The 22308-nt window shown below is 33.9% G+C and carries 20 protein-coding genes; 5 read left to right on the forward strand and 15 right to left on the reverse strand.

Translation table 11 applies throughout. The features are described from left to right. Positions 1 to 55: 55 nt before the first annotated feature. Complete coding sequence (locus RHO12_04580) at positions 56 to 2551, reverse strand: class I adenylate cyclase (protein ID WVD67058.1); 2496 nt, start codon at positions 2549 to 2551, stop codon at positions 56 to 58. A 148-nt stretch (positions 2552 to 2699) separates the two neighbouring features. On the opposite strand from RHO12_04580, the gene RHO12_04585 reads away from it, so the two are divergent. The 3 genes from RHO12_04585 (at position 2700) to RHO12_04595 (ending at position 4733) form a co-directional block, all read left to right on the forward strand. Beyond that, entirely contained in the window at positions 2700 to 3305 is a 606-nt protein-coding gene (locus tag RHO12_04585) for a CoA pyrophosphatase (GenBank protein ID WVD67059.1), read from the forward strand. Positions 3306 to 3336: 31 nt separating this feature from the next. Next, positions 3337 to 4038: a bifunctional 2-polyprenyl-6-hydroxyphenol methylase/3-demethylubiquinol 3-O-methyltransferase UbiG gene (gene ubiG, locus RHO12_04590; protein ID WVD67060.1), complete on the forward strand. Its 702-nt coding sequence runs from the start codon at positions 3337 to 3339 to the stop codon at positions 4036 to 4038. Between the two features lie 200 nt (positions 4039 to 4238). Next, positions 4239 to 4733 carry a single-stranded DNA-binding protein gene (locus RHO12_04595; protein WVD67061.1) on the forward strand — a complete coding sequence of 165 codons (495 nt, stop codon included), beginning with the start codon at positions 4239 to 4241 and terminating at the stop codon, positions 4731 to 4733. A gap of 150 nt (positions 4734 to 4883) precedes the next feature. Here the strand turns inward: RHO12_04595 and RHO12_04600 are convergent, their stop codons facing one another. The 11 genes from RHO12_04600 to cmk form a co-directional block, all read right to left on the reverse strand. Next, complete coding sequence (locus RHO12_04600) at positions 4884 to 5576, reverse strand: DUF2461 domain-containing protein (protein WVD67062.1); 693 nt, start codon at positions 5574 to 5576, stop codon at positions 4884 to 4886. 34 nt (positions 5577 to 5610) lie between these two features. Further along, positions 5611 to 6363 (reverse strand): 3-deoxy-manno-octulosonate cytidylyltransferase, encoded by a 753-nt coding sequence (gene kdsB, locus RHO12_04605; protein ID WVD67063.1) that lies wholly within the window; start codon positions 6361 to 6363, stop codon positions 5611 to 5613. Then, entirely contained in the window at positions 6360 to 6539 is a 180-nt protein-coding gene (locus tag RHO12_04610; protein WVD67064.1) for a Trm112 family protein, read from the reverse strand. The genes kdsB and RHO12_04610 overlap by 4 nt, the downstream gene beginning before the upstream one ends. A gap of 28 nt (positions 6540 to 6567) precedes the next feature. Continuing rightward, positions 6568 to 7539, reverse strand: a complete 972-nt coding sequence (lpxK, locus tag RHO12_04615; GenBank protein ID WVD67065.1) for a tetraacyldisaccharide 4'-kinase — start codon at positions 7537 to 7539, stop codon at positions 6568 to 6570. 157 nt (positions 7540 to 7696) lie between these two features. Continuing rightward, on the reverse strand, positions 7697 to 10003 hold the full coding sequence (locus tag RHO12_04620) for a DNA internalization-related competence protein ComEC/Rec2 (GenBank protein ID WVD67066.1): 2307 nt from the start codon (positions 10001 to 10003) through the stop codon (positions 7697 to 7699). 380 nt (positions 10004 to 10383) lie between these two features. Further along, positions 10384 to 11142: a type I 3-dehydroquinate dehydratase gene (aroD, locus tag RHO12_04625; GenBank protein ID WVD67067.1), complete on the reverse strand. Its 759-nt coding sequence runs from the start codon at positions 11140 to 11142 to the stop codon at positions 10384 to 10386. A 365-nt stretch (positions 11143 to 11507) separates the two neighbouring features. Next, positions 11508 to 12023, reverse strand: a complete 516-nt coding sequence (aroL, locus tag RHO12_04630) for a shikimate kinase AroL (GenBank protein WVD67068.1) — start codon at positions 12021 to 12023, stop codon at positions 11508 to 11510. 286 nt (positions 12024 to 12309) lie between these two features. Further along, complete coding sequence (locus RHO12_04635) at positions 12310 to 13140, reverse strand: shikimate dehydrogenase (protein ID WVD67069.1); 831 nt, start codon at positions 13138 to 13140, stop codon at positions 12310 to 12312. A gap of 882 nt (positions 13141 to 14022) precedes the next feature. Next, positions 14023 to 14307 carry an integration host factor subunit beta gene (locus RHO12_04640; GenBank protein ID WVD67070.1) on the reverse strand — a complete coding sequence of 95 codons (285 nt, stop codon included), beginning with the start codon at positions 14305 to 14307 and terminating at the stop codon, positions 14023 to 14025. A 138-nt stretch (positions 14308 to 14445) separates the two neighbouring features. Next, positions 14446 to 16131 carry a 30S ribosomal protein S1 gene (gene rpsA / locus RHO12_04645; protein WVD67071.1) on the reverse strand — a complete coding sequence of 562 codons (1686 nt, stop codon included), beginning with the start codon at positions 16129 to 16131 and terminating at the stop codon, positions 14446 to 14448. 90 nt (positions 16132 to 16221) lie between these two features. Continuing rightward, on the reverse strand, positions 16222 to 16902 hold the full coding sequence (gene cmk / locus RHO12_04650; GenBank protein ID WVD67072.1) for a (d)CMP kinase: 681 nt from the start codon (positions 16900 to 16902) through the stop codon (positions 16222 to 16224). A 436-nt stretch (positions 16903 to 17338) separates the two neighbouring features. Between cmk and dusB the strand changes: the two genes are divergently transcribed. Beyond that, a complete protein-coding gene (gene dusB / locus RHO12_04655; protein WVD67073.1) occupies positions 17339 to 18328 on the forward strand; it encodes a tRNA dihydrouridine synthase DusB in 990 nt (329 codons plus the stop codon). A gap of 7 nt (positions 18329 to 18335) precedes the next feature. Next, the gene (gene fis, locus RHO12_04660) at positions 18336 to 18632 is read left to right on the forward strand and encodes a DNA-binding transcriptional regulator Fis (GenBank protein ID WVD67074.1); all 297 of its coding nucleotides are present in this window, start codon (positions 18336 to 18338) and stop codon (positions 18630 to 18632) included. A gap of 54 nt (positions 18633 to 18686) precedes the next feature. Here the strand turns inward: fis and RHO12_04665 are convergent, their stop codons facing one another. The 3 genes from RHO12_04665 to pheT all read right to left on the reverse strand — a co-directional run bounded on the left by RHO12_04665 (position 18687) and on the right by pheT (position 22300). Next, entirely contained in the window at positions 18687 to 19331 is a 645-nt protein-coding gene (locus tag RHO12_04665) for a 7-cyano-7-deazaguanine/7-aminomethyl-7-deazaguanine transporter (protein WVD67075.1), read from the reverse strand. Positions 19332 to 19610: 279 nt separating this feature from the next. Continuing rightward, a complete protein-coding gene (locus RHO12_04670) occupies positions 19611 to 19910 on the reverse strand; it encodes an integration host factor subunit alpha (GenBank protein ID WVD67379.1) in 300 nt (99 codons plus the stop codon). Positions 19911 to 19912: 2 nt separating this feature from the next. After that, positions 19913 to 22300, reverse strand: coding sequence for a phenylalanine--tRNA ligase subunit beta (gene pheT / locus RHO12_04675; protein ID WVD67076.1), 2388 nt, complete (start codon positions 22298 to 22300; stop codon positions 19913 to 19915). Positions 22301 to 22308 lie beyond the last annotated feature (8 nt).

A 22308-nucleotide genomic window follows, 5' to 3' on the forward strand; every position in this document is an offset into this window, starting at 1 on the left:
TTTTAATCACATTATAATAAATAGGTCTATGAAAAAAAATAACTATCACAAAAACTTACTGTGCTTCATTAAACAGTAAAATTTCCCGATCACCATGGTGATTATAAACAATTTGATAAAATTGAGGCAGATTAAAGTTAACTGATAAACTCGTCGAAAACGTAAAACGATCATCCGATAAGGTATAAAAACTATTTACATCCCTAATCATACTATTGATATCACCATTACAATCATAATAAACTTCCGCTTGATTATTTTCATTCAAAATATAAAGATCAAACCCAGCTCCCCTCTTTTCAAAGAAAAATTGAATAATCCCTTCGCTCGCCATACTATCGATTTCTTTCGGTAACTCATTAGCAGTATTCCAAGTATTATTTAACGCGCTACCATGAATTTTATTATTTGAAATAGCACCATAAAAATCGATTGTATTATTGAATTGATGAGTAGACACACCGAATCGTTCAAAAAAGAGATACCAAGATGAACCATTTATACGCAATGGCATAAATTTTTTAAAGTTATTTTTAGTAGAACTTAAACGAAAATCAATACAGCGATCGATTATATCTTGCATCTGTTGCTTTATAACGCTATTAAGATGTTTGCTATAACAAAATATTTTAATTGGATTAGGCAAGTCTGCATCTTTATGCATACGATTAAGTAAGGTTTTTATTGCATCAAGAACACACAAAGGACCATCAAATTGCAATACCCTTATCTCATTCCAAGAGTTGCGATAGAGTAAATTAATTGATTTAACTAAGCTAACCTCTTGTTCACTATAATTTAGTACATTAATATTAAATATATTATGATCTAAATAAGTTACATTCTCTTGGCTCGTGAAACCATCTTTAAGATTGATAATTATTGCTAGATGCCTTATCTCACAAGGCCCGTATAATGCCTCTTCGGTTGCAGCGGGAATCGTGATAGGGAAATAAGATTGTAAATCGAAAACTAATTGCCTTAATGTACTTGGGTCATGATCGGTACCATTTCGATAAAATAGTTGGGTATCCTTTGCAATTAATCGGTTAAAGTAACACCAAGAGACTAATTTAACCAACGAGCTACTATATTCTAAATATTGATGCCCAATAATAGAATCCAGAGTCGGCTTTTGATTATAAACATACCAACCAATTCGATTAACTCTATCGTTTTTAACATAAATAAACGTTAAACTATTTTCGGATAAATTCTTTGAAATATTAGCGTTAATGACCGTGATTTTACCTGGTAAAACTTCATAAGCGGCATAAAGCTTGCGCGTTAATATCGCTAAATCCTTAGGGCTAATTAAAGAATCTAAATTATTACGACGACCAAATATTAATAAATTACGATAACCAGACATCATTGTTTGCAGCAATAATTCATGAACATCTCTTACCTTTTCGATTTTCCATGAATCACTACAATCTAATGTTTTGATATACTCCTGACTCCATCCCCAACTCTTAACTAATTCACTCAAGAGTGCTCGCCGCCAAGATATACGGTTAGCTATTTCTGATAATTTTTCATTAACTTTTAAATAAAAACATGCTCGAAGTAAATGTAGCCGAGTCGTATCGCCAATAGCTGTTAAATAATCAGTTACTTTTTCAAGCATCATATAATAAGAATCTAAATAATTGTATTGCATATCATTTTTTTGAATAAATGATTTTACATAATAAGCAATAACTTTATTAGCAGGATATTCCCATGCATAAACCTCGAGGAGTAATGTTTTTAGTACTGCTTTAAAGGGAGAGTCAACACTTTTATACAGTTGCCATAAACTTGCACCAAAATACTCTTCAGCGGATAAATTGAATAAAGAGCCAAAATCGAGCCATTCAGAACGATTAATCACACCCGCATCAACAAAAGCACTAATGCATTCATCATAAGAAGAATATTGCACATCATTAATTTTAAAATCATACGGCACTAAGTACCAAAGTAGAAGCTTACCCGCTAGATGGTTAGCACTACGATAAAACTCCTCAAGTAGTAGCATATGCTGCGCTGAACCGCAGCTTTCCCCCATCAAGCATTCATGATGCTGATCTTTAAAGCGATCCGCATCAACAATAAACAATGTTAACTGGATATTATAACTTTCAGCCCAGTTTTCAATTAAATGGCACTTTTGTTCCAAAAGTAATCGTTCATTTTGAGATAGATTATGCTCAACACATACCCAAATATCTAAATCGGACTCAATCGATTGTCCTAAAGTACAGGTACTCCCCATTGAATAAACTGCTGAAATTTTATTTTCAGATATAGAAATATCATTTGAAAACGCACCGAATTTTTGAGTGGCTTTTTGTCTAATTTCAGTTGAAGGAGTATAGCTCGAAATCCCATGTGGAACCTGATTGTTAAAATAGCCAGGTAAGCTAGGATGATTATAATGTAATAGCATAGGCAATAACAAAAACACATCCTGAAATGATTCAGGCATGGCATCAAGTGCTCGCTTTTGTTTTACTAAGGCAAGCTCATTCAGTGTAGTTTTTATTCTATTGAGATAATCTTGCATAACGTCTCGAAAATTAAAAACGTGGCTAGAAACACATTTTTATAATATTATCGCAATCTAACATGTTATTTTATTAACGTAAAGAACTTTGCAAAAGCACAACTAAAGCAACTATTATTCTTTTTTAATCCTATAAACCGAAGATAAGATGATTACGACTAGTGATATTTTTCGTAAAATAGAAAACAGAACCAAAGAATCTAATCTGAAAGATAAGGCTGCCGTTCTTATACCTATCATACAGGTAGATAATCAACTTCAGCTATTATTTGAGGTTCGCTCGTCAAAACTCAAATGGCAGCCAAGTGATATCTGCTTTCCAGGTGGACGGATGGAGCTAATTGATAATTCACCTACCGATACTGCAATTAGAGAAACCAGCGAAGAATTGGGGATAGCTCAAAATACGATTAAAATATATGGTTCATTATCTCCTTTTTTAGCCAATATTGGTTTAAAAATTTACCCCGTAGTTGGAGAGCTGACTTCGTTACAACTAAACATAAATCCCGATGAAGTTGCCAATACCTTCAGCGTACCAATTGAATGGTTTATTGAACATCCGCCAATTGAGACAACAATGGAAGTTGCTTATAAACCAGGAAATAACTTCCCTTTTCACTTGATACCAAATTACACTAAAACATGGCAAAAGCTGGCTCAACATAATATTTATGTCTATCATTATAAAAATTATGTTATTTGGGGTTTAACAGCACAAATAATAAGATTATTTTTACAAGAAATAAATTAACCTTGCATAGAAATGTATTAAAGGAAATAAAATGTCACACAATATTGATGCTAAAGAAATTGATAAATTTTCGCAATTAGCCAATGAATGGTGGGATCCAAATGGCAAATGTAAACCGTTACACATAATAAATCCACTACGTGTTGATTATATCAAACAACATTGTGGCGAAAATTTAATTGGTAGAAATGTGCTCGATGTCGGCTGTGGTGGTGGCATTCTATCAGAAAGTCTCGCTAAACTTGGAGCTGACGTTACAGGTCTTGATTTAGCAGAAGCATCACTTAATGTTGCTAATAATCATGCTAAAACAAATCAACTCACAATTAATTATATTAAATCGTCAATTGAAGAATATGCAGAGCACGCGGAAAAACAATACGATATTATTACGTGTATGGAATTGTTAGAGCATGTGCCTGATCCTAGCTCTATCATTAACGCCTGTGCAAAATTACTTAAACCGCAAGGAAAGCTCTTTTTATCGACGATAAATCGTAACTATAAAGCAAAATTATTATTAATCTATGGTGCGGAATATGTTGCTCGATTAGTTCCTAAAGGTACCCACGACTTCGAGCGTTTCATTCGCCCTTCTGAGCTAATGGAAATGGTTTCTATCGCCAAGTTGCATACTACCGATATCATAGGCATGGAATATCACCTTATCAAAAATCAGTTTTTGCTTGGAAAAAATATTGATGTTAACTACATTTTACTGGCTGAAAGATAATCGTAATTGAAAATTGACAATTTAGTAAAAAATATAAATTAATAACTGTTATAGTTAAAAATTAAATAAAATAATAGTAACTATGTCGTAAAAAAAGTAGCTAATAAAGAAAAACTATTATCTTAACTTCCGCTCATGCTACAATACGCGACTAATCTATAAAGTGAAAAATAGTTAAATAATGTTTAGGAGTCATATCAATGGCAAATCGGGGAATAAATAAGGTTATTTTAGTTGGTAATTTAGGACAAGATCCTGAAGTCCGTTATTTACCTAATGGTGGTGCTGTTGCAAATATAAGTGTTGCCACTTCTGAAACGTGGAAAGACAAACAAACAGGCGAACAAAAAGATCGAACAGAATGGCATCGAGTCGTTATTTTCGGTAAATTAGCTGAAATTGCAGGCGAATATCTAAAAAAAGGTTCACAAGTTTACATTGAAGGTCAGCTGCAAACGCGTAAATGGCAAGATCAATCAGGTCAAGATCGATATACAACAGAAATTGTGGTTAACATTGGTGGCACATTACAGATCCTTGGTGGTCGAGGAGCTGGCACTACAGATGAAGCTCCACAGCAAAATTGGGGACAGAGTTCAAACAATAACTCATCAGCCCCTTCACGCCAAGCGCCAGCAAAACAACCACCAGCCAATGAACCACCAATGGATTTTGATGACGATATCCCGTTCTAAAAAATACCATTGAATTTGTTGTAAAGTTTCGCTTCATAGCCCCTTCTATTTGGGGCTTTTATGTTTTTACAGATAGTAAATCTTACTTGAGATATTTTATATCATACATATGGAGCCTAAAAATAAAAAGAATCCGTTATCAATAGTAAATTACAATGTCGGAATGGTTTTAATTATTTCAATACGCATCAAATAATTGTACAGTGGCGTCAGTTGTTTAAAGCCTTTTAATAATTTTTTTGCTAAATCAGCCTTAAAGATATCTTCGATTTGAGTACTAGTAGCCATAATAGCGAAATTTTTACGGTTATACCAATTTGCAATTTGCTCAGGTTGATCTTTGATTAATGGTCGTTTATATTTTTCACCGACGAGCTCAAACGGCTTCTTTACGCAACGAATGACATCTAGGAATTTATTAGGATCTTGGTTTATCTCACTCCTAAAAATATCCATGGTTTGCTTTGGTGCGCAATAATAACCAAGCCCGTAACGATACATATCGGGGGCTATTTCGAAAAAATATACTGGAGACTCTTTCCAATCCTTGCTTGGTCTTTTAAAGGTTAGCCATAATCGGCTACGGTACAGCGATTTATCATGTGAAAAACGCGTGTCTCGATTAATTCTAGAAATTGTTTTACCTATAGCTGGCTTAGTTTCAAACCACTCATCGATTATTAACATTCCTGATGTTAGCTGTTCAACTAATGAACGAAAAGGTTTTATAAGCTCATCATCATAAACCTCACGATTTTCGGCAAACCACTCTCTACTATTTTGCTTTCTAACTTCTTGCAAAAAATTTAATCCGGCTTGGCTAAATCCAGTAAATTGAGTCATAGCAATCACCTTTTATTTATTGAATTAATAATTGTTAACGATTGGCATAAATTCGCCTAACGTTATCGAGATCTTCTTGGGTATCGACACCAATCGCAGGCACTTCTTGTGCAACGTCTACATGAATTTTTTCACCATACCAAAGGATCCTTAATTGCTCGAGCATTTCTATTTGTTCAAGCATACTTGGCTGCCAGTTAACGTATTTTCGAATAAAACCTGCCCGATAAGCATAGATACCAATATGACGTAAATAAAAATCACCGATTAAATCTTTCGTCACTGCGAAACGATCTCGATCCCAAGGAATAGTTGCACGAGAAAAATAGAGAGCATAACCGTCTTTATCTGTAACCACTTTAACTGCACCTGGATTAAAGGCCTCTTGAGCGTGAGTGATAGGAACGGCAAGTGTCGCCATCCCTGTTTTATATTCAATTAAATTATTGGCAACTTGATCAATAATTACGGGAGGGATAAGTGGCTCGTCACCTTGAACATTAACAATTATATCATCATCATTAAATTGGCATAAATTGATAACTTCAGCTAAACGCTCCGTTCCTGAATTATGTTTTTCACTAGTCAAAACAACTTCACCACCAAATGACGAAACAACATCAAATACCTGTTGGTTATCGGTTGCGACAATAACTCTGTCAGCAGAACTAAGTTTTGCTTGCTCCATGACACGGATAACCATCGGTTTACCAGCAATATCAGCAAGCGGCTTACCTGGCAAACGAGTTGATGCATAGCGAGCGGGAATGACAACGGTATAACTCATGCTTGCTCCTCAAGCTCTAATGGCTTAGCTTTATTTACCAACAAAGTAGGGATCCCATCATTAATGTCATAAATTAAGCCATCTTTACGGCAAGTAAGATTTTGTGCGTGTTCATTATAGTCAAGTTCCCCAAAACACTTAGGACATGCAATAGAGCTAAGTAATTTTTCTTTCATAACGTCTGTACCTTAATTAATAATATTATTAATTGATTTTATTTAATAAATTTTCAATAAATTGAGTTGGTAATACGGCATTAATGGGTAAATACCACCAATTACTTTGAGCGAATTTTACACATTTGACAGCATCTTTTTCAGTCATCAAAAGAGTTTGATTAGAATTAGTTAATTTTAATAATTGCTCTTTAGAGTAATTTTGATGATCAACAAAAGATATTGTCTTGGTTAAGTCAACATTTTGCTTTTCAAGCATGGTAAAAAATCGACTCGGATCGCCAATGCCTGCAATAGCACAAACATCAACTAACTGATTAATTGGTTTGTGTTCTTTAGTCAAAATATTAATCGCATCAATCGGTACTAGTTGCATCGAATATGCGTTAGCATACGCTTTATTGCTATCACCATTAATAATTAAATAGTCAATGTCGTTTAAACGTGATGTAGATTCGCGCATTGGTCCAGCAGGTAAATACCATCCATTACCAAAACCTCGTTTACCATCAACGACAACAATTTCTATATCACGTTTTAATGAATAATGCTGTAAGCCATCATCCGTAATAATAATATCGATGGGATAGTTTTCTAATAAAACTTTTACAGCATCAGCGCGTTTAGGCGCAACAGCAAATGGAACTTTTGTACGTTGGTACACTAAAACGGGCTCATCACCAACAATGCATGCTGGTGTTTTATCGGTTACAATAATGGGATAAGAAGCACTCTTACCTCCATATCCACGCGACACCACACCAATGCAATAACCTTTAGCAAGTAATTGTTCAACTAGATATACAACGACTGGCGTTTTACCATTGCCACCTACAGATAAGTTACCTACCACAATAACTGGAACAGGAGCCTGCCATGATTTAAATATCCCTAATCGATACAGCGTTTTTCGAATAAAGACAACTAAACCATATAGTATTGAAAAAGGAACCAATAGCCAATATAGCTTACTTTCTCCTGACCAGATTTTTTTAATCATGCAATAATGTTCTCATTTTAGCTCGTAACTAAATTAAATCAGATAAGCCCAACGTAAACACCATTAAGAACTTACCACAACAATAATGGTTTAGTTTGTGTTTAATGATGAGATTTTTGTGGGCTACAACTCTGTATAATTGCGGTCTATTTTACCCCTAATTAGGTAAAGCACCAAACCAATCATGATACCAACGAGGTTTTATTTCATTGCGCATCGTCTTCACAATCAATTCATCCGAATAAAATAATATTGAAATCTGCCCAAAGTAGCTAGTTAAATAGTACGTTAATTTAAGTTCATTATAACGATTTAATACTTTATTTGCTGGTAGTTTCCAAGGGTTATAGCGTGATGTAGAACCAAGAGAAATCTTAGGGCTTACATTAGACAAAAAAGCATAATGTGATGAAGAGTTACTAGCATGATGCGGAATTTGTAAAATGGTTGAAGAGAGTAGCTGTTTTTTGTGTAGGATTAATTGTTGTTCTTGCTGCTTTTCTAAATCACCAGTTAACAAAATCGTATATACTCCATCAGAGATCTGCACAACACAAGATTCAGCATTTAATGCGGTGCCACTCGCTTCGTTCGGCCATAATATTGATAATGTTAGGCCTTGCCAATCAAGCTTATTGCCACTCACACAAATATAGTTATTATTTAATTTGCTCGATGAGCTCATCAACCAAGCATCAGGATAATACTTTTTAATAGTATCTAAACCACCAATATGATCATTGTGCTCATGGCTAATGATAATCCCCTCAACAGAAAGATTATGCCATTTTAAAAATGGTACAATAATTCGCTCTGCTGCAGAGCTATTTTGCCATTTCGCGCCAGTATCATACAAAATCGCTGAATTACCACTGCGAATAACAATAGCTAAACCATGACCAACGTCCAACATATCCAATTGCCAACGTTCTTGTCTTTGCTTTATTGCCGGGGATAGCATAAGTAAAAATATCAATAATAGTGATATTTTATGCTGTTGCCACACATTGATCCTATGAACAATTAATACTAGCCATCCGATATAGCCAAACCAATAATACTGCGAAGGAAAATGCAACCAATAGCCAGACAATTGTTTTAATAGATAAAATAATCCACTTAAAGAAAGATCAGCCATCATCCCAAGCCAAATCGTTAGATAGGAAAAATTTAAAAAACTCATTACCATCATCATTACTATAGCAGGAAATGTAATCAAAGAAATAAGTGGGATTGCCATAAGATTAGCAATAATAGCAACACTGCTAATGCCATTAAAAATGAAGAATTGTATCGGTAATAATAAAAAAGTTAATAAAAATTGTAATTTTAATAACTGCCATAAATAACTGTTTTTAATGCTAGACTTCTTTAAAGTAGGAAACCATTGTGCAATAAAAATTAAACACATAACAGCATAGCAAGAGAGCCAAAAGCTTTCAGATAAGATCATTAGAGGATCAAAAAAAAGTAATATCGCGATAATACGATTAATTACCTGCCAAGAGTTCAATGACTTTTTGTAATAACGCAACACTAACCATATAAATAAGGCCAATATTGCCCGCATCACTGGGGGATTGAGACCGACAAGCCAAGCATAAAACGTCGCGACAGCTAATCCTCCTAGCAAAGGAAACCAATAAAATATTAATCTAATCGGTAATATAAATTGCACGCCTTTTATTAGTTGGTTTACCAAATAAACCACTAATATAATGTGCATACCAGAAATAGCCATTAAGTGAGCAATTCCCGTTTGGTACATGATAATTTTATGTTCAGAAGTTAACTTTGAGCGCTCACCAAATGCTAAAGCAAGTATGATATCGCCATAATTAAATAAATCAGCATAGAGTAAGGTTTTATCGACGAGCTGCTGCCGAAAGCTCTTAGTGTTTTCGATTTGAATTGCCTCATCAATAGCACCAACTAATAAGCGACGATTAGCCATAGCAAATCGCTGACGATCAAAACCACCTTGATTCAGGTTGCCGTGTACGACTTTCGTTTTTATTCTTAATTGCCATCTCTCACCCGCGGCGGGAATAATGTTGTTTTTCCATAACAATGAAATAGTCAATTGGTTATTTATTGGCCGTTGATCTATTTCTTTAATCTCAAAATCAATATAATGCTCATCTTGCTTATCAATAATGCTATCTTGGCTAATTTTAATACTTTTAACTACCGCTACTATGGTGATTTTTTTGTCAATATATCGCTCAACTAATATTAGATAATTTAATGCACTTTGAGTGGACCATAAAAAGCTAGCTAATAAAAACCCAATCACAAGCACCATTACGTTTTTTAAAAATAAATTTAAGAATGCGATAAAAATGAGTGCTGACAGTAGAAAATAGCAGGTTCCAATAGTTGGTAGTTTTGCTAAAAATAATATTGATAAGCAACCAATTGAAAAGCAAAGACAATATAGATCACATAATATTTTATGACTCAATAAGATACCCTTAATACTAATTATCAATTAATTTGAGCTAGAAATGAAAATTGATAACCTGTTATTTTTTCGAAGATAGGTAAAAATTAACAGATCAAAGAATCTAATGAGGAGGTTTAATTATAGCTGGAATTTTGCTCGCAAAATATAGTGCAAGCAACCTGTTGGTATTAAAATATTGGCGTCAAAAACAAGTAATTTAGGTTACCGAATGAAATGTCCTATAAAATAGTAAAATTTATTAAATTACTAATATTAACGATTCAGCACTTATGCGTATTTGTTCAGCCGGTTGATTAAGTGAGTGAAATAATATCGACAACATTTTTATTCTATTAATTAATTTTCTTTTTTTTTTAGCCAGGAGCAGAGTAAAACAATTAAGATATACTTCGATGTAGTATATTTAATATGTACCTTAACTCTTTAACATCTAACTGGCCTGGTGCTGACGCATGTTTTACCGTACCAAATGTCAAATCAGAACCAAATATTTCGCCCGATACTCGACTAACGGTCCCCATTCCTGCCATAGACATGGTAATGAGTGGCTTTTTCGTATATTTTTCTTTCATTTCAGTCGTCGCTGATAATAAGGTAAGTACATCATCCGCTGAACGCGGCATTACAGCTATCTTAATGATGTCAGCGCCTAAATTTTGCATTTTGCGTAAACGATAAATAATCTCGTTTTTATTTGGTGTCTTATCAAAATCATGATTTGAGGCGATGACGAGTACATTATTTTGATGTGCATGAGTAATAATGTCGCGTACATAGTCATCTCCAGTAAACACTTCTATATCAACAAAATCGATAAAGCCACTGGTGATCATTTGTTGATTAAGATTAAGATAAAACTCAATTGATGCAGGGTAAACCCCGCCTTCATTAGCGGTTCGAAAAGTAAATAATATAGGCTTATGCCCAATTATTTGACTAACTTTACTTGCTGCGAGTTTGACTTTATCAATATCGTTTACCTCTTGAAAATGATCGACTCGCCATTCTAATATATCAAAATCAATATTTTTTAATAAGCTAACTTCATCAATTAACTCTTGTTCTGTTTTACTTATTACAGGTACAATAATTTTAGGTGTACCAACGCCAATATCTAAACCTTTAACTGTAATCATCGCTATTTAATCACCAAATTTTTGATCCTATTATTATCTGCAATATCATTTTATCCAAATAAAATTAGTTATTTTTTCTATTAACAAATCAAACTTAATACAATTCTAAATAAAGTCATAATTTGAATTATACGGTTAGTATAAACTGAACTAGCAACAGTAAAATCGCTTCAACCATTGACCGACCGACACACACCATAATAAATTAAAGTTGAAAATTTACTGGGATAATTTTAACGTGGATACATTATTTTTCAATAATGAAGGAATTGTCAAAGTCACTTTGCTAAAAAATGGGATAGTTAACGTGATTCAATGGGAAGCCCAACTAATTTAATAAAAACTATTGAAGATTATGTTAGTAACTAATTAATATTCAATGCATCAAGCATCTGGCTTAAGATATTTATTTCTTCACAATCAACACTAATTATATGAGTTGCACAATCCATATACAAATGATGACGTTCAGATAAGATCCTCTCCATCTCATCAACAATTGATAAACCCGTCAATGATGGACGTTGCGCAACATTTGGATCTGCTATTAATCGAGAGGCCAATAGTTGAGCCGGAGCGGAAAGGAAAAATACAATTCCTCTTTGCTGCATAAATGCACGGTTATGATCTGATAATACCATTCCCCCTCCTGTTGCAACCACTCGACAAGGGGCTGTTACATCTTTAAGTGCTTGGCTTTCTCTTACCCTAAAGCCTTCCCAGCCTTCTTTTTCTACGATTTCAGCTATTGTACACTTAGTCGATTCTAGTAAATAAACATCAGTATCAATAAAAGAATAATTCAATTTTTCTGCAAGCAGCTTTCCTATTGTTGTTTTACCAGCAGCTCTTGCGCCAACTAAATAAATAGTTTTATTCATGATTGATGTCTCAGAAAGTTAACAAAATAGTGCTATCATATTATGTATAAAAAGTAGATTTGCAACTAATATTTACACATAATTCTAATTTAAAAAATAATATTATTTATCAATAAAAATCAATGTAAACATATTGTTACAAGCTAATAAATAACACATTATTAAATATCTTTTATAAAAATCCAAACTAAAGCAATTGATTGCATAATTGATAAAAGTCTATTTTTAAGATTAAGTGAGCTACCCTAATTAGCTAACTAATTTTATTCAACTTGTTACAAGCAAATCATTTACTGGCTAATGCGCTAATAACAGCTTGTTTAGCTTTATCTGATAAATTATTACCTGTCCAAATTTTATACTGCTCATTTGCCTGACCAATAAACATCTCTCGACCAGAAATAGAGGCCCATCCAGCTTTTTCAGCTTCTAAACGAAATTTAGTATAATAAGGTGTATATACAATATCATAGGCCACTCCTTTGCCTTTAAACCACTCTGCATTATATGGTGTTTCATTTTCAAATTTACCCAGCATACCCAATGGCGTCGAGTTAATAATTATTTGAGCACCAGTATGGCCTCGCTCATTCCAATTAACGGCTTTTAAATTGAATCTCTCTGCTAATATTTTGGATGAATTCCCAACTGCGTCGGTTATAGTGATATCGGTATAACCAAGAGATTGTAAACCAACAATAGCAGCCCTTGCCGATCCGCCAGCACCAAGTAATAATACTTTTTGGTACTCTTTAGGTAAAGGATCTTTCTCTAGCGGTGCAATAAAACCTTTTACATCAGTATTATCTCCACACAATTTTTCGCCATTCCAATAAATTAAGTTGACGGCTCCAATTTTTTTTACTCGTTCGGTTACTTCGTCAAGAAAAGGAATCACCGCTTGCTTGTGGGGAATTGTGACACAACAGCCTCTGATATTAAGTAGTCTTACTGATTTAATAAAATTTTCGACTTCTTCTACAGGTGTTGGCCACGCAACTAATATAGCAGGAATATTTTGTTCATTAAAAGAAGTAGTATGAATGAGTGGGCTAAGTGTTTGACCTAATGGATAACCAATAATCCCATAAATACTATACGGCTTGAATTGACTCATACAAAATATCCTTTTATTAAAACATAAAGTATAAAATAACAAATATCATCATTTTATATATTAAAAAAACTATCATTACAATACTGTATTATGGATCGATAAATTTTTGTGTACTAGGTAGTTTGGGGCGATTTTATTAATGTACATTAACGATTCATTAGCTTAGGTAGCCACACTACTCCGTCATTTTCTCAATCCATATAATTAATGGAAACGGTTGCTTTCATTGCATTTTCATAGTTACTCAATTAATAGCGCTAGTTAATATTACACTTGATTCGCCAAGCGAGTATAATTCAACATCTATTTAACCACTCAATTATTAATAAAGTGGGAAAAAGTATTTTGCTCCTGAAGCGCTGCCGCAAATAATTAGATGATATTTTGTACATGGATAACGCTTAGTGCATGAACAAAAGTAAGAGCATCACGACACATACCGTCTAGCGCTTTAACAAAGTGCTCGCCTTCCTTCGTTAATTCAAAACTTCACCCTTGTCTAAAATAGACTAATCTCAACTTTTTTCTAATCCACTAATTGCATAATAGCTTGAATCAGGCTGCTGAATAAGGAAGTATTTAGAGCTAGAGTTATGATTTTGCAAATATTAAAAATATTTTAGTTACTTTATGTCCATCAACCACATGATTCTAATGGTTAATATAATAAGCACAACCTTTTAGCATTAAAAGGCTAGTTTGGCAAAATCTAATCATAAAAATAAGTAATTAATTAGTATAATTTGATATAAGGAATGTATCTAGATTGAATAACCAAATTATAGAATTTTATAATTTAGTAAAAAAAGTGAACTTATCATTTGAAAAATAAGTACTTATTTAAAATAAGTACTTATTTTTAAATTATGAGCAAAACGTTACTTAATTATCGCTATTAACACGTTCTCTTAACTCTTTTCCTGGTTTAAAATGAGGAATATATTTTTGTTTGACCTCAACTTGCCCACCAGTCCGTGGATTTCTCGCTTTACGCGGCGCTCTATAGTTCAATGCAAAACTGCCAAAACCTCGAATCTCGACGCGATCATTTTTTTCCATGGAGAAAGTTATTTGTTCAATGATATCTCGTACTACTTCATCAACTAGTTGAACTGGTAGATGTGTTCTCCAATTCGCTATTTTTTCAGTTAGATCGGATCTATTCATGAGTGCTCCTTTTTTTCTTGTTATGTAATTTAGTAAAGCTAATCATTATGATAATAATATTCTATTTATTTTAAAAGTAAAAGAGGGCTAGCCCTCTTTATTTTTCAATGCAATAAGTAGTGTTATCTTACTAAAAGATTACTCCGACTTAGATGCAGCTTTAAATGCTTCAGCCATTGCATTAGAGAATGACGAATCATCTTGTGCTGGTGTGTTATTATTTACTGCAGCTAAAGCCTCTTTTTCATCAGCTTCATCTTTTGCTTTTACAGATAAAGAAATTGCACGAGTTTTACGATCAATATTAACAATTTTCGCTTCAACTTCGTCGCCAACACTTAATACTGTTGTTGCATCTTCAATACGTTCGCGAGCAATGTCTTGAGCTTTCAAATAACCGTCGACACCGTCAGCAATTTCAATAGTTGCACCTTTAGCATCTACTGAAGTTACTTTACCTTTAATAATCATACCTTTTTTATAGTTGCCGGCAAAACTATTAAATGGATCTTCTTCAAGTTGTTTAATACCTAAAGAAATACGTTCGCGCTCTGCATCAACTTGTAATACAACCGCTTCGATATCATCGCCTTTCTTGTATGCTTTTACCGCTTCTTCACCTGAAACATTCCAAGAGATATCAGAAAGATGAACTAAACCATCAATTCCACCATCTAAACCAATAAAGATACCGAAATCAGTGATAGATTTGATTTTACCACTAACTTTATCATTTTTATTGTATGATTCAGCAAATTGCAACCAAGGGTTTGCTTTGCATTGTTTAAGACCTAATGAAATACGACGACGTTCTTCATCAATTTCAAGTACAACAACTTCAACAACATCACCAAGGCTAACGACTTTAGAAGGATGAATATTCTTATTAGTCCAATCCATTTCAGAAACGTGCACTAAACCTTCGACACCCGTTTCAATTTCAACAAAGCAACCATAATCAGTAAGATTCGTTACTTTACCAGTAACTTTTGTACCTTCTGGGTAACGTTTAGCAATTGAGACCCAAGGATCTTCACCTAATTGTTTTAAGCCAAGAGACACACGTGAACGATCTCGATCAAATTTTAATACTTTAACTAAAATCTCTTGTCCAACATCGACCACTTCACTTGGATGTTTAACACGTTTCCAAGCCATATCAGTGATATGCAGTAAACCATCAACACCACCGAGATCAACAAAGGCACCATAATCAGTAAGGTTCTTAATAACACCTTTAACTTCAGAACCTTCTTGTAAATTTTCAAGAAGCTGTTCACGTTCAGCACTATTTTCTGATTCGATTACCGCACGGCGAGAAACAACAACGTTATTGCGTTTCTGATCTAGTTTAATAACTTTAAGTTCGATTTCTCTGTTTTCAATGTGAGATGTATCACGTAACGGACGGACATCAACAAGTGAACCTGGAAGGAAAGCGCGAACACCGTTAAGATCCACTGTAAAGCCGCCTTTTACTTTACCATTGATAATTCCTAGCACAGTTGCCGCATCTTCAACAGCTTTTTCTAATGTAAGCCATGCTTCATGACGTTTTGCTTTTTCACGAGATAGAATTGTTTCACCAAAGCCATCTTCGATAGAATCAAGGACAACATCAACTTCATCGCCAACTTTAACTTCTAACTCGCCTTGTGCATTTTTAAACTGCTCTACTGGGATTGCTGATTCAGATTTTAAACCAGCATCAACGAGTACAACGTCTTTATCGATAGAAACGACCACACCACGGATCATATTACCAGAACGAGTATCAAGTTGATTTAAAGACTCTTCAAAGAGTTGAGCAAAAGATTCAGTCATATTTATTTACTTTAATTAAGATTAACGTCCATCTAGCATCATGCCTAACGGGGGTTGTTTAAAATACTCCACTACATCCTATAGCAAAGCTTAAAAAATAATTTTACTTCTTGCGAAAGTTAATACCTGATCAAAGACTTCTTCTATTGTTAAAGAAGTAGAGTCAATAACTAGTGCATCCGAAGCAGCTCTAAGAGGCGCAACAGCCCGATTACGATCGCGATCGTCTCGATCAATAATTTCTTGCAAAATTTCGCCGAATTTAACATAAATTCCCTTTTCTTGCAACTGCTTCATCCTTCTTTCCGCTCTGGCCTGTGGGCTAGCATCAAGAAAGATCTTAACTGGTGCGTCGGTAAACACTACTGTTCCCATGTCTCGCCCATCGGCAACTAAACCTGGATTAGTTCTAAAATTATGTTGTCGCTGCAGTAATGCCTCTCTAACCTGAGGCAAAGCAGCAACTTTTGATGCAGCTTCGCCAATATCTTGAGTACGGATAATGTTAGAAACATCCGTACCACTTAACAAAACATCTGCATCCATGTTATCTGTTTTAAATTCAAGTGGTAAGCTTAGGGCATGTTCAACTAGTAATGGTTCATTATCTAATGGGATATGATTATTTAGTGCTGATAACGCCAATACACGATAAATAGCACCTGAGTCTAATAAGTGCCATTTTAAATATTTAGCGAGCGACACACATAATGTCCCTTTACCTACTCCACTTGGGCCGTCAACTGCAATAATTGGAATCGATTTAGACATTGTTGTGACTACCATTACATTTTTGCATCATGTTCTTAACATTCTCATTTAAGGACGGATTAATTTGTAATGATAATTATATGTCAAAAATAATAAATTTCATAATAATGGTAAAAAACAATTATTTTAGTTGCAAAAAAAGATAAATAAGTTGATTGGCTTTATCAAAAAATTATATATCAAAAATTGCTCTAAAACAGATTGGAAATAAATTCAATTCATAATGTTTTATGCCGATTTTGATAAAGTTAACTAGAATAAAGAGCTTACTTGGTACCGCTTAAATTGGAATTTTTAACATATATTTAGTTGATTATTAACAAAATTTTTATTCATCTAACTAATCCAAAGTGATATTACAATATTTTTTCCCTTTTCCTCTTTTCAGCTAGAGAAAAAATGCGTAATATACATGCCCTTGTAGAAGGATGTGTGTGTGTTATCTGAATCATTTAATATTGGTCATTTGAAGATTACAAATCGTTTAATTGCAGCACCGATGGCTGGGGTTTCTGATCTACCATTTCGCTCATTGTGCTATCAATTTGGTGCCAGTCTTGCATTTTCGGAAATGTTTTTAGCTAATGAACAGATATGGCATACAGAACAATCATTGCAAAAAATGGCTAGTAAAAATGAGCACGGCATTAGAGCTGTTCAAATTGTGGGGAGCGATCCTGATGAAATGGCTAAAACAGCAGAGTTCAATGCAATGCATGGTGCCGAGTTAATTGATATAAACATGGGATGCCCAGCAAAGAAAGTAAACAAGAAACTAGCGGGATCCGCATTATTGCAATCTCCCGAATTAGTTGAACAAATTTTACTTAATGTGGTACAAGCTGTTAGCATTCCTGTGACGTTAAAAATTCGTACTGGATGGGATAAAGCTCACAAAAATTGTATAGAAATCGCACAAATCGCGCAAAAATGTGGTATAAAAGCGATTACTATTCATGGCCGAACTCGAGAATGTTTATTTAGCGGTTTGGCTGAATATGATTCAATAAAAGAAGTTAAAAAAAATATTACTATACCTGTTATAGCTAATGGTGATGTAACAGGCCCTGAAAAGGCTAAAGAAGTTTTAAAATATACTAAAGCCGATGCAGTAATGATTGGTCGAGCCGCTCAAGGAAAACCATGGATTTTTGAGGATATCGGGTTTTATTTAGAGAATGAAAAATTGAAACCTGAAAAAAGTATTGATGAAGTAAAACAAATTGTTTTGCAACATATCAAATCCATTCATCAATTCTATGGAGAAAAAAAAGGATTGCTGATTGCTAGGAAGCATATATTTTGGTACATCCAAAATTATATTAATAGCGGTCATTTTAGGCGCTTATTTAGTGTGATTAATGATGCCGCTGAGCAGATTGAAGCACTAGAAGCATTTTTTGGTACAATTACAGTTAAGAGTTAAAAATACTATGTCAGACATTCGTGTTACAGCTGAAGCTTTAAAATTTACAACGGTAAATTCTCAAGAACAAATCACTCAAAAACCGTTGAGAGATTCAGTCAAGCAAGCATTAAGAAATTATTTATCACAGCTAAATGGCCAAGATCCTAGCGATCTTTATGAACTTGTTTTAGCTGAAGTTGAGCAACCATTTCTTGATATGGTAATGCAGTATACACGAGGTAACCAAACTAGAGCATCAAATATGCTTGGTATTAACCGTGGAACATTACGTAAAAAACTAAAACAGTATGGTATGAGTTAGTCTCTTTACGTTTCAATAACTAATAGAATTTGGCGTATTTAGCGCCATTTTTTATTAATTGCTGTTTTTTAATAAATTATTTAACAAAATATTCAGTAATACGCCATATAAAGGCAGAAAAAATAATCCACATATTAACAGTTTAAAACAATAATCGATTATTGCTATTTCAATCCAGTTTGTAGACATGAAAACATCCTCACTTCGATAAAAAGCGATACTAAAAAATATAAAAGTATCAATCATATTACCCACAATAGCTGCAACTGATGGAGCCACCCACCATTTACTGTTTTTTCTTAAATAATCAAAAACAGTAATATCGATTAGTTGTCCCACCAAGTAGGCTGAAAAACTAGCTAGAGCAATTCTAAAAATGAGTAAATTAAAATGATTAAGAGAATCTAACCCTGTCCAGGATCCATCAAAAAAGAGAACAGATATTATATAAGAAAGCAATAACGCAGGTATCATAACTACGAAAATAATTTTTCTTGCCAAATTGGCGCCAAAGATTTTGATTGTCAAATCTGTCGTTAAAAAAATAAATGGAAAAGTAAACGCTCCCCATGTTGAATGAAAACCAATAATTGAAAGTGGAATTTGCACTAAATAATTGCTTACAGCAATAATTAGTATATGAAAAAAAGCTAATTGATATAACGAATTTCGCTGTTGTTTTAGCGTAAATGAAAACATAACTATTCCTTTTTAATCTAAATGGGGTTAGGGAACCCATAAATAACAATACTATTTATTGTTTTTATACTACAAATATTTATGCAGCAATTATCTGGATATTATAGCTGGTATAACCATTTTTCTAATATAGCCAAATAATCATTATCTAATAAGGTTTAATTCACTTGATTATTGATTATTGATTATTTATTTTTTCTTAGTTTATATGGAAAATTTTAAATAACAGATAAAAAAGCACTAGTAAATACTAGTGCTTTGAACAATGAAATTAAAAATTTAATTAGATCTTAAATTTTTTTCGATACGTTCTCTAAACTTAATACCAGGTCTGAATGTTACTACTCTGCGAGCAGTAATATCAACATTCTCACCTGTTTTAGGATTTCTCCCAGGTCGAGAACTTTTATCTCGAATAGTAAAATTGCCAAAACCTGATAATTTTACTGTTTCACCTTTTTCTAGGGCGACTCGAATTTCTTCAAAAAAAAGTTCTACAAGAACTTTTGATTCTTGTCTATCTATATTAAGTTTGTCGGTTAGACGCTCTGCAATATCAGCTTTAGTTAATGTCATAATTATTATTCTCTTAATAATGCTTTAAAACGGTTTTGTAAAGCAGCAATACACTGGTTTACAATATGATTTATGTCTTCATCTGCTAGTGTACGTTTTTTATCTTGTAATATCAAACTGATAGCTAAACTCTTTTGTCCTTCTTTTATGTTATCACCTTGATATATGTCAAATAAATTTACATCTACTAACTGTTCACCACCTGTATTTCTACAGGTACTAAGAATATCTGCTGCACAAATATTACTATCAACAATAATCGCTATGTCGCGACGATTTGCTGGGTACTTTGAAATATCTTGAGCAACAGCAATTTTCTTAGTGTTAATTTTATCTAAAATTAGTTCAAAAACAAGCGCTTTGCTATTTAAACTTAATTTCTTTTCGATCTCTGGGTGTAAAACACCCAAATAACCAGCTAACTGATTTTTAATATAGATTGATGCACTTTGTCCTGGGTGCAACGCTGGATTATCTGACGCCTTAAATTCAGCATGCTCATTAATACCAGATATAGCTAAAATCGCTTCCACGTCACCTTTTAAATCAAAAAAGTCAACTGATTGCTTTTTAATTGCCCAGTGCTCATCATAAACACTACCAGTTATGACACCAGAAAGGACGAATTGCTGCTTAACGCCATATTCACTTTTAACATCTGGTATAAACCTCAATCCAGTTTCAAATAAACGAATACGTTGCTGTTGTCTATTTTGATTATAAATAACTGCGTCTAGTAGTCCTGACCATAATGATAAACGCATAGCTGACATTTCGCTTGAAATGGGATTAGGTAAAATAATTGCTTGTTGCTTTGGATGTAATAAAGCTTGAATTTTGGGATCCACAAAGCTATAGGTTACAGCTTCTTGATAGCCTCTATTAACTAATAGATCTTTAAAATTTTTGTCTAAAATATGTGTTTCAGAGTTAGGCTTCATAACTAATTCAACATTAATGTGTTGATTCGGGATATTGTTATAGCCGTAAATACGTGCAACTTCTTCAATAAGATCTTCTTCAATCTGAATATCGAACCGCCAGCTAGGCGCTTTAACTTGCCAAGTATTTTTTTCTTCAAACACTTCACAGCCTAGTCTAACCAAAATATCGGTAATACGCTGAGAATCAATATGATAACCAATTAAGCTATCAATTTTTTCCCGCCGTAATAAAATCATAGCCTGTTTAGGCATTTCACTTGGCTGAGTAACATCAATAATTGGTCCTGCAAACCCACCACAAATGCTTAACAATAACGCTGTCGCACGTTCCATCGCTTTATGCTGTAACGCTGGATCAACACCTCTTTCGTATCGGTGTGATGCTTCTGTATGTAAACCATATTCCCTTGCTTTGCCCGCAATCGCAAGCGGAGAGAAAAATGCGGCCTCTAACAAAATATCTTTCGTTTCAGTTGAGACGCCAGAATCTTTACCACCAAAAATACCCGCTAATGCTAATGCTTTTTTATCATCAGCAATCACTAAAGTATCTGCATTTATCTCAATTTCATTACCATCTAATAACACTAATTTTTCTTGTGGATGAGCATAGCGAATAGTAATTCCACCATCAATTTTTTGCAGATCAAAAGCATGCATCGGATGGCCAAGCTCGATTAAAACATAATTAGTTATATCAACAACAACATCGATTGAACGAATCCCACTACGGCGTAGCTTTTCTTTTATCCATAACGGTGTTGGTGCTAGAACATCTATACCTCGAATAACTCGGCCTAAATAACATGGTGCGGCTTTCGGTTCAATAACGTTAATATTAATTTTATCATCAATACTAATAGCTGGATTTGGAAATTCTGGTTCAATTAAAGCTAGATTATTAACCGCGGAAATATCACGGGCTATCCCAATAATACCAAAACAGTCCGCACGGTTTGGCGTAACGCTAACTTCGATAGTATGATCATCTAATTGCAAATATTGACGGATATCTTGCCCCAATGGCGCATCATTTGGCAGCTCAATAATACCATCATGGTCATCACTAATACCCAATTCTGTGTACGAACATAACATCCCTTCGGATGGCTCACCACGCAGTTTCGCTGCCTTAATATGAAAATCACCGGGTAATATTGCACCAATTTTTGCACATGCAACCACTAAGCCTTCTCGACAATTAGGCGCCCCGCAAACGATATTTAATAGATCTTCTTGCCCTATATCAACTTTAGCCACTCGTAATTTGTCAGCATTTGGATGCTGCACACATTCAACGACTTTACCCACAACAACGCCAGTAAAAGGACTTGCCACTTTCTCAACATCATCAACTTCAAGTCCAGCCATCGTAAGCTGATCTGATAATTGCTCACTACTTATATCTGGGTTTACCCATTCACGTAGCCAACTTTCACTAAATTTCATGTTTGGTT

Source organism: Orbaceae bacterium lpD02 (assembly GCA_036251875.1).
Taxonomy (GTDB): domain Bacteria; phylum Pseudomonadota; class Gammaproteobacteria; order Enterobacterales; family Orbaceae; genus Orbus; species Orbus sturtevantii.